Below are 11,400 nucleotides of genomic sequence, written 5' to 3'. Positions count from 1 at the left end.
GAATCCACCACCCTGTGCGTACCGCATACCTGTCGACGTACCGCAAGGATCAAGACCTGTCAGCACCTATGACAACACGAGTTCAGCCTCAGTAAAGCCCTAGCCCTCCCGGCCCGTGACCGGAAGCGGCGCCTACAGCCGAAAGTGGCGTGGCAGCATCCAGCTCACCGGTGGCAAAGCTCGACTCCAGGCACGCCGGATCACGGGACAGAGCGCGCCACAAAGGACATGAGCTGTGAATCCAAATCACCGCGACAAGCGTGATGCCCGCGCCCTCCGAGATCAGAACGGCAAGTCCTACGCTTCAGCGCTGGCCGAGGTTCGGCGAGAGCGCTTGGAGCGCCGCGATCACGTGGACAACGAGGTCTTCTCACCTGGATCTCTCCATGCCGGCGATCCTGTGCCGCCTGAGCTCCCACTCTTGCTCCGTCATCACATTGACGAGGTCAGCAACTACTTCAACGACGCGCTGCGGCATGCCCACCACGCCCGTAGCTACGCAGACTGGGCACGCATCGTGCTCTACAAGCTCACCGACGCGTTGGAGCATCTGCACCTCCTGATCGGCACCATCGTCGCCCACCTGCAGGAGAACCGGATCTCCTCTGACCGCGTACGCGTCTACCTCCAGGTGCGGAATCACAAGGATGTCGAAGCCTTCGTCACTCAACGCGTCAAAGAACATCTCGACGGGTTGATGGGCCGACCGTACGACCCGGACAACAGGCGGCACGTCAACATCAACCACATGGTCGGCCAAGGCATTCGTACCCAAGAACACTGGGTAGCTCCTGACCGCGAGGACACCCTGGAAGCGTTCCTCGCCGTGTTGTACAGCAACTATCCCTACGACAGCCAGGCCTTCGACAGCCTCCCCGAGAGGATCAGGGACTGCGCTCTTCAAGCAGCCCCCTTGTCCCTGGTGAAGGCTGTCAGCAGCGACGACGAAGGCTGAGGCAACTCTGGTCCTGCCTCGTCTGGCTGAGGCAGGACCAGGAGATAGGTCCCGGTTCAGCTGCTTACTCGCTACGCCGAGGCCAAACACCACCGCAATCAGATGTAAATGGGGCAAGTGGTGCGGTGCGGCTACCTGCGATGCCGCCAGAGGCTAGTAAGGTTCCCCCATGACCGATGAACGCCCCGGCGCAGACCGGGAGAAGGTAGTCTCCAAGCTGCCCCAGACGCTGCGTCAGCAGCTCAAGGTGCGTGCTGCGGAACTGGGAATCGACATCCAGGATGCCGCAGCTGACGGAGTCGCTCGATGGCTCGAGCTCGAGGCACCGCTGGAGACAGTCGATACCGCTGGTGCCGATAACTGGGCCACCTGGCTGCCCGAGGGCATGTACGGCCAGCTCAAGGAGAAGGCCACCCAACACGGTCTCCCCTACGTCCAAGGCGTCGCCCAGGCCGTCACCCTCTGGCTCGCCCTGCATCCTTCCCCCCGGCACCACTCCCCCGGCGGCGGCGAACCGCAGCGGAAGATCGTTGTGAACCAGAAGGGTGGTGTCGGGAAGACAGCCGTCAGTGCAGGCCTCGCCCAGGCGCTCGCCGAGGAAGCCGAAGCTCTGACTGCGGCCGGGATGCGGGTCTTGGTCGTGGACTACGACCCGCAAGGCCACCTCACCAAGCAACTAGGGATCCCCCCGCTGGAGATGGGCGGCGACAGCCTCCTCAAGCACATGGTCGGCGAGGCCACGGAGAAGATCTCCAACCTTCTCGTACCAGTCGAAGGGGAACGCTTCGGCGGCCGCCTGTGGGTACTGCCCGCCTGCGCTGACGCCTTCCTCCTCGATGTCCGGCTGGCCCCCATCCGCGCCTCCGAGCGATCCCTGGAGCGCGCCCTGAAGCCGCTGGAAGACGACTTCGACGCCATCATCATCGACGGACCGCCCAGCCTCGGACTCGGCGTCGACGCTGCGCTCTACTACGGACGCCGCCGCAGCGGTGAGCGTCACGGTGTCTCGGGCGTCATCATCCCCGTCGAAGCAGAGGACTCGTCCGCCGACGCCTTCGAGATGCTCACCGGCCAGATCTCCTCTCTCTACTCCGACTTCGGAGCCGAGGTCGAGTACCTGGGCATCGTCGTGAACAAGTACGACGCCCGCCGCGGCTACGTCGCCACCTCTTCCCTCGAGCTCTGGCAGGGCCTCGGTGAGCCCCGCGTCATCGGCGTCGTCCCGGACCTCCGCGAACAGCGCGAGGCCGTCCGCGTCAAGCGCCCTCTCCTGGACTACGCACCCAACTGCAAGCAGGCCAAGGTCCTGCGGGCCATCGCCAAGGAGATCTCGTGAAGGCATCCGAGCGACTCGGCACAGCCAGCTCGTTCAGCGGACTCAGCTCCCGACGACAGCTGATCAACCAAGCCACCGGACGGACGACCGCCCGACCGTCCTCCTCGGTTCCCCTGGACCAGCTCGCCCACAACCCCTTCAACCCCCGAGACGAACTCCTCGACCTCGACGAGATCATCGCCTCGCTCCAGGAAAAGGGACAGATCACCGCCCTCACCGTCGTCACCCGCGACGCTTTCCTCACCGCTCACCCTGAGCAGGAGCCGAAGATCGAGGACGCTGAGTGGGTCGTCCTGGACGGCAACCGCCGCCTGGCCTCCGCACGTCACGCCGGCCTCCCCGAACTGCGCATCGACGTCAACGACGCCCTGGCCACCTCAGCCACCGATCTGCTCGAGAACGCCCTGGTGGCCAATCTCCACCGGGTTGATATCCCGCCCATGGACGAGGCCAAGGTAGTCCGGGATCTGGTGAAGATCCACGGATCCCAGGGCACGGTCGCCAAGAAGCTCAGCAAGTCTGAGGCCTGGGTCTCCCAGCGCCTGGCCCTCCTTAAGCTGCCTGACGATCTACAGGAGAAAGTCGAGGCAGGCGAGCTGAAGGTCAAGGACGGCCGCAGGATCGGACGGCTCCCCGCTGATCAGCAGCACGCCGAGGCGGACAAGGCTCTTAACCGGGTTAAGGCTCCCCGCAAGCCGCGCACTACCGCGACTGCCAACCAGGCGCCCTCGGCTGCTGAGCCCGCGCCTGCCGCAGATGCTGCTCCCCCAGCCATCCCTCTTAACCCGGTTAAGACAGAGGTTGCTCTGCTCCCCGAGCAGAGCAGTGCGCCGTCCCCCGACCCGGTCGCCAACGCCGTGGAGCGCCTACTCGGGCTCGCCGGGGACGCCGACGGGCTGGCTGATGCACTCATCACCCACGCCCCCCACAGCACTCTCGCAGCACTCTCAGAAAAGCTCATCGACCGGCTGGCCTAGCCAACTGCACCCCTGCCCGGTCTTAACCCGGTTAAGACCGGGCTCACGGGAAACAGGGGCGCCTCCACACATGTGTGGAGGCGCCCCTGTTTCCCGTGTTGGGCCTGCTCGACCAGCAAAGGTGCGCAGGACCGGACGAAGAGTTCGCTCGTCTTGGCGGCCTCGAAGTCCCGGGAATCCTGCGGCCGCAAGCTGCAGTCCGTGGGGGAAGGAGACCTGCCAACTGGCGTGCGAAGTCGAACGCGGTCTGCGGACACTGGGCATGCAGCCGGGCAAGCCGTGTTCGGGCTGAAGTCTCTGGAACTGCTAGCGGCCGCGTGGTTGCTGCCCAGGCCGCGTACCTCTCCCCAGTACGAGCTCACCTCGCCAATGGCCCTCGCGGCTTGACAGACGGCATTAGGAATCGGTGGCAGGTGCTCGGGCTTCGATGACAGAGGACGCAAATACTCGCGATACGGCCATTTGGCTCAGATCGCCATGAAAGTAAGCCTGCAGAATGGGCCCGCTCGCGGCCGTTCGCAAGGCCGCCAGGGTGGTTGGACCTTCACGCGACTGACAGGCCGGGAGAAGGCCGCCCACGGCCTTTCACTGACTGGGCGGGCCCCGCTTCGCGAGTCGGGCGGCTCCGGGGGGTCTGTAAAGTTTTCGGTGTAACTGGGTTGGTTTGTAGGCTCGGATTCGGTTGTTGGTGAGGCGTCCGTCGAAGGTAATGTCGAAGGCCTGGAGGGCTCGCTTCCAGCGGGTGGTCCAGCGTTTGCGGCCGGCACCGGTCGGGTCCAGGGACATCACCGCGAGGTAGACGCACTTCAGAGCGGCGTTTTCCGAGGGGAAGTGTCCGCGGGCCCTGACCGCCCGGCGGATCCTGGCGTTGACGGACTCGATCGCGTTGGTGGTGCGGACGATCCGGCGGATCTCGGCGTCGAACTGCGGGAACGGGACGAACTCGGCCCAGGCGTTCTCCCACAACCGCACGATCGCCGGGTACTTCTGGCCCCATTCCTCGCAGAACTCGAGGAACCGGCTGGTCGCGGCATCTTCGGTCGGCGCGGTATAGACGGGCTTCAACGCTTTGGCGATCTTGTCCCAGTCCTGGCGGCCGGCATAGCGAAACGAGGCCCGCAGCAGGTGAACGACGCAGGTTTGTACGACGGTCTTGGGCCAGACCTCGCCGACCGCGTCGGGCAGGCCCTTCAGCCCGTCGCAGACCAGCATCAGGACGTCCTCCACGCCGCGGTTCTTCAGCTCGGCCAGAACCCGGAGCCAGTGCTTGGCACCCTCGCCTCCCTCGCCGCCGGCCCAGAGTCCGAGGATGTCGCGGTGGCCTTCGGCGGTGACCGCCAACGCCATATAGATGGGGCGGTTGGCGACCTGGCCGTCGCGGATCTTCACGTTGATGCAGTCGATGAAGACGACCGGGTAGACGCGGTCGAGAGGGCGGGCCTGCCATTCGGCCATGCCCTCCATCACCGAATCGGTGATCGTCGAGATGGTCTGCCTGGAGACCTCGGCGCCGTAGACCTCGGCCAGGTGGGCGGAGATCTCGCCGTGGGTCAGTCCCTTCGCTGAGAGCGACAGGACCATCTCGTCGACGCCGGTCAGCCGGCGCTGACGCTTCTTGACGATCTGCGGCTCGAACGCTCCCTCGCGGTCCCGCGGGACGTCGATCTCCACCGGACCGACGTCCGTGACGACCGTCTTGGAGCGTTTGCCGTTCCGCGAGTTGCCACCGTTCTTGCCCGCCGGATCGTGCCGGTCATAGCCGAGATGGTCCGTCATCTCGCCCTCGAGAGCGGACTCCAGCAGCCGCTTCGTCAGCTGCTGAAGCAGACCGCCCTCACCCGTCAGCCGCAAGCCCTCGGCCTGAGCACGGGCCACGAGCTCGTTCAGGAACCGGTCATCGACAGCCGTCGGCGAGGCCCCAGCCTCAGACGCCATGGCTATGTTCTCGCTAGTCACGGGTGCAATCCTCCATGATCGGAGTTACACCGTTTCTTTTACAGCCCCGTTCCGGCCCCTGAGAGGGCTTTGACCTGGGGTTCTGTGAGGGATGAACCTTCGGCAGTCGTTGTTGATCGACTGTTTGGAGGTCCGGGGTGCCGGTCGAGTTTTTGACGGATGAGCAGGCTGCCGCATACGCGGCGTATCGCGGGGGCGCCGTCCCGTACGGAGCTGGAGCGGTTCTTCTTCCTGGACGACGTGGACCGGGAGCTAATCGAGTCCAAGAGGCGGGCGCACAACCGGCTGGGGTTCGCGGCCCAGCTCACGACCGCGCGGTATCTCGGGGTGTTCCTGGACGATCCGGCGGACGTGCCGGTCGAGGTCGTGGAGTACCTCGCCGAGCAGCTGGCCATCGGTGATCCGTCGGTGCTGAAGGGCGTACGGCGAGTGGGAGAACACCCGGCTGGAGCATGTGCGTGAGCTGCGGCGGGTCCTGGAATACCGGGAGTCCGCCGAGGCGGAGGAGGAGCTGCGGGAGTGGGTGGACGCGCGGGCTTGGACGACGGGTGAGGGGCCGAAGGCGCTGTTCGATGCGGCGGCGGGGTGGCTGCGGGAGCGGCGGGTCTGCTGCCGGGGGTGACGACGCTGACGCGGCTGGTGGCCTCGGCGCGGGAGGCGGCGAACCAGCGGCTGTGGGACACCCTGTACGGGATGCTCGGTGTGGGGCAGCGGGCGGTGCTGGACTCGCTGTTGACGGTGCCGCCGGGTGAGCGGGTCCCGGAGCTGGACCGGCTGCGCCGGGGGCCGGTGCGGGTCTCGGGCCCGCAGACGAAGCGAGCTTTGGAGCGGGCGGAGGAGATCGCCGCGCTGGGGATGGGCGCCGTGGACGGGTCGGGGATACCGCCGCGGCGCCTGGCGGAGCTGTCGCGGTACGGGGTGGACGGGAAGGCGTCGCTGCTGCGCCGGCACTCCGATGCCCGCCGGTTGGCGACGCTGCTGGCCACCACCGTCTACCTGACCTCGCGGCCGGTGGACGACGCGCTGGACCTGCTGGAGGTGCTGATCGCGACGAAGCTGCTGGCGAGGGCGGAGAGGGAGAGCGCGAAGGAGAAGCTGAAGACGCTGCCGAGGGTGGAGCGGGCGTCGGCGAAGCTGGCGACCGCGTTCCAGGTCGTGTTCGACACCACCTCGGAGCAGGTAGACACCGACACCGGGGAGATCGCCCCGCCGAAGGTGGAGAGCCTGGAAGCGATGTGGGCGGCGATCGCCGCCGCCTGGCGGACCCGCGGCAGCCTCGCCGGAGCGATCATGCACACCGACCACGGCGCCCAGTACACGAGCATGTCCTTTACTGAAGTCTGCAGGTCAGCAAGGGGTGAGGCAGAGCATGGGCGCGATCGGGTCCAGCGCTGACAATGCGCTCGCGGAGTCCTTCAACGCGACCTTCGAACGAGAGACGCTCCAAGGCCGCAAGAGCCGGCCCAGCGAGCGCGAGGCCCGCCTCGACGCTCTTCGATGGCTCAACCGGTACAACACCCGCCGCCGGCACTCCCGCCTCGGACAACGCAGCCCCATCGCCTACGAAACCGCCACCACAACAACATCAACTACGCTGGCCGAAGCCGCATAACCCGTGTCCAGGATTCGGGGTCAAGGCCCCGCGTCGCGGGCGTCGGTCTTGGCCTGGCCGGGGTAGAGATCGGCGATCCGCCGCATCGTCAGCCCGGGCAGGTAGGCGACCTTGCAGCCCATGTCGCGGGCGACGGCCAGTTGGCAGGGCGCCGATGGAAGCGGGCTGGTCGACGACCACCCGCCGGGTGCCGTGCTTGGCCTGGAGCTTGCCGAAGACCTCGCGGAGCTGGCGGCACTGGTCGTTCGGCGACCGGTACTGGGCACTGCAGACCCTGCAGCCAGCCGCCCTGTACGGACCCGTCGAACTGCCCTGACACCGGCCAACCTGCCTTTCACGAACGAGGAGCGATCTGTGGGAATCACCCGGACTGACTGGTCCGAGCGCTACACCGAGGGGCGAGGTTTCCGGCGGCTCGGGGACGAGGAGAAGGGCCTGCTCGTCGAGCACGCGTCGGCGCCCGAGGGCGGCCGTGCGCTCGACGTCGGGTGCGGGGCGGGCGAGATGTCCGTGTACCTTGCCTCGCTCGGGTACACCGTAGACGGAGCTGACTTCGCCGAGGGTGCCTTGGAGCAGGCCCGCGCGGACCACCCCGACGCGCAGGTGCGGTGGCTGTGCCTGGACATCGAACGCGACGACCCCGCCCCGCTGGGCAACGACCTCTATGACCTTGTGGTGTTCCGCCTCTCGGTGGCCTTCTTGCACGATCGCACCCGTGTCCTGCACGCGCTCGGGCGCCGACTGCGCGAGGGCGGCACCATGCTGATCATCACCCCGCTGGCCGCGCACACCCCGGCCGAGAAGCGGGGCATCGCACTGGACGAGGAGGAGATCGCCGCCCTCACCTGCGGATGGACAAGCGTGCAGCGCATCGCCGCCGGCGACGGCCTGGCGGCGCTGGTCCTGCGCGGTCCGTGTGCGGACACGGTCGCCGTGGAGCGGTCCGTGCCGGCCACCGGCTACGCCGTTGCCGGGGCGCTGGCTGTCGTGACCGACGAGCACGGGCGTGTCCTGCTCGGCTGGTCCAAGCGCGGCATGTGGGAGGCTCCGGGCGGGAAGATCGACGGTGCGGAGCCGCTGGACGGAGCCGGGGTGCGCGAGCTCGCCGAGGAGACCGGCCTGCACGCCACCGGCGCCAGCGTGGTGTCAATCCTCACCGACGCCGCCCAGGGTGTCCCACGGGTGACCGCCGTGATCCGGATCGCCGGCTTCACCGGCACCCTCACCACCGCAGAGCCGCAGAAGTTCACCCGCTGGGAGTGGCACGACCCCCACGGTCTCGGATGTCTCGGCCCGGTGTTCACCCCGGCCGCGAACGCCCTGGCTGCCGTCTGGCCCGGTGTCATCCCCGGCCTGCCGCCAGGCAACGCCTACCCGACCCCCGCCGAACCTCCGCCGGTACCTGGAGAGCCGGGCTCGTGAACTACGCGACGGAGTCGCAGTCGCCGACTACTCCCGGCCGCACTCCTCCAGTAGAGCCTCGCCCACCTCGGCGTCGACTACCCCTCACTTCCTTTGCCTGAAAGCGATCCGCTATGACCACCAGCACGACAACCAGCCGGTTCCGGTTGGGCACACGCCCCAGCCCCATGGCCATGGAGCAGACTGGCCGGGTCGACCGAGCCTTCCGGTCCCGGTATCCCGACATTGCCCTTGAGATCCTGAAGATCACCTCCCAGGGCGACCAGCACCGGGCCCGCTGGCCGAGATCGGCGGGAAGGGCGCCTTCACCCGCCGTGCCGACGAGCAGCTCCTCGACGGCCGGGTCGAAGCCACCGTCGCCTGCGCCAAGGACGTTCCGGGCCCCCACGACCGGGCCCCGGGGATCACGGTCGGAGCGGTCCTTCCCCGCGAGGATGTTCGGGACGTCCTCGTCCTGCCCGCCGGGCACTCGCCCACCACCCTTGACGCCCTGCCGCCCGGCACTCGGATCGGCACCAGTGCTCCCCGCCGGGCCGCCCTCCTCAAGGCTCTGTACCCGCAGCTCGTCCCGGTGCCGATCTGCGGGAACGCCGACACCCGGATGAAGGTCCTCGACGCCGGGGCCTTGGGGGCGGATGCGATGATCGCAGCCCTGGCCGGCCTACGCCGCCTCGGCCTTGAGAGCCGGGCTTCCCAGGTCCTGGACCCCACGGTGTGGCTGTCGGCCGCAGGCGCCGGGATCGTCCTCATCGAGCACGCTGTCAACGGCCATGTAGTTCTCCCCAGATGTGAGGTCCGGGGAGATGCTTGACGGTTCGGTCCTGGGACTTCTTTGACGGTGTCTCGCGTGATGCTTGACGGTCCCGGCTCTTTCTTGACGATCAGCGAGGGTCGGTGATGTAGCGGGTGACGGGGCCGCCCTTGCGTGGGTGGGTGGAGATCTCGACCTCGCCGTCGAGGACGGAAGCAGGTCTCCTCGATGACGACGGTGACGGTCTTGCCTGCGTGTGCGATGCCAGGTCGGAGCTTTTGCCGGGCGATGGCGAAGGTGCCGTCGGCGCCGATGCGCCGGATCGCTCGGCGGGGCTGCGAGGGTGGTGGTGGCAGCGGTGCTGTCGCGACTCGGGCGCCGGTGAGCTTTGCGCGCCGCTGGTGCGGAATCGGGGCGGGGAGCGTTTTGACCAGGAGGCCGGCGTGGATGACGTGCATGAGGCTGCCGTCAAATCGCAGGGTTACCTGCTTGCCGATCAGTTCGGGGCCGAGGGCGACGGGTGTTTGCCCGAGTGAGACCATGCCGTCTTTGGAGGCTTTGCGGTTGACCTCGACGACGGTGATCGGGGCCAGGGGCTTGTCCGTGGCGATGCCGCCCTGGGGCTCGGGCCCGCCGGGTCGCCCGCCTCGCATGATCAGCTGCTGCAGGTCGGCGTCCGTGAAGGCCATTGAACGTGTGCGGATCAGCAGTCCGTCCAGCAGGACGTGGACGGTGCGGTGGCTCACCCAGACGGTAACGGTGCGGCCGACCAGAGTCGGGCTGAACTTCAGACTCTGCCCCTGTGGCAGCATCACGTGCCGGCCAGGGCTGACCACGGCCTCGAACTCCACCGCCTGGAGCGGGGCCGTCTCCTCGGAGGACCGCGGTGGCAGAAGCACCGGCAGCCGCATGGGTTCGCACCGCCCGGTCACCGACTCGGCCGGCTCCGGACACTCAGCCGTCGCCGGGCCGGCTGGGAGGGAATGGGGGCGGAAGAGCTGTGCCGGGGTGGCCATCTCCAGCGACTGGTGGGGCCGGGTGTGGTTGTAGGCGTGGGCCCACCCGTCGATCGCGGCCTGGGCAGCTACCGGGTCGGCGAAGGGGCCGGAATGGTCGAGCATCTCGCGACGCAGAGTCTTATGGAATCGCTCGATCTTGCCCGTCGTCGTCGGTGACCTGGGCTTGGTCAGGCGCTGGATGATGCCGTTCTCCCGGCATACCCGCTCGAACATGACCTCTGTCGGCAGCGGCTTGGAGTAGCGGCCGGTGAATTGCTTGCCGTTGTCGGTCAGCACCTCCGAGGGAACCCCGAAACGGCGCATCGCCTCGATGAACGCCTGGCAGACAGCCCGTCCGGACGGCTGCAGCAGCACCGTGGTGATCACGATGAACCGCGAGCAGTCGTCGATCCCGGTGACCAGCTTGCATTCCCGCCCGTCGGCAAGGAACACCCCGCCCATGAGGTCCATCTGCCACAGCTGCATCGGTGCGTCCCGCTGCCACCGCTTGTAGACGCGGAGGTGGACCTGGACCTGGTGGTTGACCAGGCCGTTGCGGACCAGGATGCGGTGCACCGTGGAACGGCCTGGTGCATTCGCCATCCCGCGCGTGGCCAGCTCGTGGGCGATCCGGCGGGCTCCCCACTTCGGGTAGGTCTGCCGCAGCTGGCAGATGGCGAGCTCGACCTCGACCGGCACCCGCGAAGGCGAGCTGTGAGGCCGTCGTGACCGATCCCTCAGCCCGTCCCGTCCACCTTCTCGAAAACGGCGCAGCCAGGTGTGCAGCGACTGCCGTGACGTGCCGTACCGGCGGGCTACCTCGGCCACCGGCGCACCGTCCAGGACCTCGACCACGGCCCGGAACCGATGTTCCACCAGCCAGTCTTCCTCGACGGCCATCCCGCCGGCTCCCAGCACATCAGCCATGCCTGGCCAACGAATGACCCTCGTCAAGGATGTGAGCGGACTGTCAAAAATCTCACCCGACCGTCAAGCAAGACCAGGGACAGCAGCATCAAGCAAGTCCTCGGACTGCACAGGCGCCGGATCTGATCGGACGTGACTTCACCGCTGCCGCGGTGAACACGAAGTACGTCGGCGACATCACATATCTGCCGGTCAGCGGTGCGAAGCCGCTCTATCTCGCGACCGTCATCGACCTCGCCTCACGCCGTCTGGCCGGGCGGGCGATCGCCGATCACATGCGCACCGAGCTCGTCATCGACGCCCTGGCGGCAGCCGAGCGTACCCGCGGGGGCCTGGCCGGAGCGGTGATGCACACCGATCACGGCTCGCACGGTGGATTCAACTGATCGTCGCAACACCTCGTTCATGGAGGTGCTGATGGGTAGGCCAGCGGGCTGGATGACGGAGCTGACCGGCAGGTCGCCAA

Annotated in this window: 6 protein-coding genes and 7 pseudogenes; 10 read left to right on the top strand and 3 right to left on the bottom strand. The window is 67.5% G+C overall.

Going from position 1 to position 11,400, the window contains the following annotated elements; genetic code table 11:
- Positions 1-235 precede the first annotated feature (235 nt).
- From ACZ53N_RS34900 to ACZ53N_RS34890, 3 genes are all read left to right on the top strand, one after another.
- Complete coding sequence (locus ACZ53N_RS34900; protein WP_469144786.1) at positions 236-955, top strand: hypothetical protein; 720 nt, start codon at positions 236-238, stop codon at positions 953-955.
- Positions 956-1,124: 169 nt separating this feature from the next.
- Positions 1,125-2,291 (top strand): ParA family protein, encoded by a 1,167-nt coding sequence (locus ACZ53N_RS34895; RefSeq protein WP_356453526.1) that lies wholly within the window; start codon positions 1,125-1,127, stop codon positions 2,289-2,291.
- Entirely contained in the window at positions 2,288-3,268 is a 981-nt protein-coding gene (locus ACZ53N_RS34890) for a ParB/RepB/Spo0J family partition protein (protein WP_469144785.1), read from the top strand. Before ACZ53N_RS34895 ends, ACZ53N_RS34890 begins: the two co-directional genes overlap by 4 nt.
- 693 nt (positions 3,269-3,961) lie before the next feature.
- On the opposite strand, the pseudogene ACZ53N_RS34885 reads toward ACZ53N_RS34890, so the two are convergent.
- Positions 3,962-5,203, bottom strand: a pseudogene (locus ACZ53N_RS34885) (IS256 family transposase); the annotation flags it as partial.
- A gap of 158 nt (positions 5,204-5,361) precedes the next feature.
- Here ACZ53N_RS34885 and ACZ53N_RS34880 point away from each other — a divergent pair.
- Both ACZ53N_RS34880 and ACZ53N_RS34875 read left to right on the top strand, forming a co-directional pair.
- Positions 5,362-6,514, top strand: a pseudogene (locus ACZ53N_RS34880) (DUF4158 domain-containing protein); the annotation flags it as partial.
- A 79-nt stretch (positions 6,515-6,593) separates the two neighbouring features.
- Positions 6,594-6,836, top strand: coding sequence for an integrase core domain-containing protein (locus tag ACZ53N_RS34875; protein WP_469144784.1), 243 nt, complete (start codon positions 6,594-6,596; stop codon positions 6,834-6,836).
- 29 nt (positions 6,837-6,865) lie between these two features.
- Here ACZ53N_RS34875 and ACZ53N_RS34870 read toward each other — a convergent pair.
- Positions 6,866-7,085, bottom strand: a pseudogene (locus ACZ53N_RS34870) (IS110 family transposase); the annotation flags it as partial.
- On the opposite strand from ACZ53N_RS34870, the pseudogene ACZ53N_RS34865 reads away from it, so the two are divergent.
- The 4 genes and pseudogenes from ACZ53N_RS34865 to ACZ53N_RS34850 all read left to right on the top strand — a co-directional run.
- Positions 7,066-7,152: pseudogene (locus ACZ53N_RS34865) on the top strand (M15 family metallopeptidase); the annotation flags it as partial. The pseudogenes ACZ53N_RS34870 and ACZ53N_RS34865 sit on opposite strands and share 20 nt — an antisense overlap.
- Positions 7,153-7,190: 38 nt before the next feature.
- Positions 7,191-8,258 (top strand): bifunctional class I SAM-dependent methyltransferase/NUDIX hydrolase, encoded by a 1,068-nt coding sequence (locus ACZ53N_RS34860; protein WP_469144783.1) that lies wholly within the window; start codon positions 7,191-7,193, stop codon positions 8,256-8,258.
- Between the two features lie 113 nt (positions 8,259-8,371).
- Positions 8,372-9,069, top strand: a pseudogene (hemC, locus tag ACZ53N_RS34855) (hydroxymethylbilane synthase).
- A 122-nt stretch (positions 9,070-9,191) separates the two neighbouring features.
- Positions 9,192-9,545, top strand: coding sequence for a hypothetical protein (locus ACZ53N_RS34850; RefSeq protein ID WP_469144782.1), 354 nt, complete (start codon positions 9,192-9,194; stop codon positions 9,543-9,545).
- 468 nt (positions 9,546-10,013) lie between these two features.
- On the opposite strand, the pseudogene ACZ53N_RS34845 reads toward ACZ53N_RS34850, so the two are convergent.
- A pseudogene (locus ACZ53N_RS34845) lies at positions 10,014-10,907 on the bottom strand (IS481 family transposase); the annotation flags it as partial.
- A 125-nt stretch (positions 10,908-11,032) separates the two neighbouring features.
- Here ACZ53N_RS34845 and ACZ53N_RS34840 point away from each other — a divergent pair.
- A pseudogene (locus ACZ53N_RS34840) lies at positions 11,033-11,302 on the top strand (DDE-type integrase/transposase/recombinase); the annotation flags it as partial.
- Between the last annotated feature and the right edge of the window lie 98 nt (positions 11,303-11,400).

The sequence above is a fragment of the Streptomyces sp. NPDC033229 genome (assembly GCF_055576875.1).
Note: the sequence above shows the minus strand (reverse complement) of the source record. Positions and strands in the feature narration are given on the sequence as shown.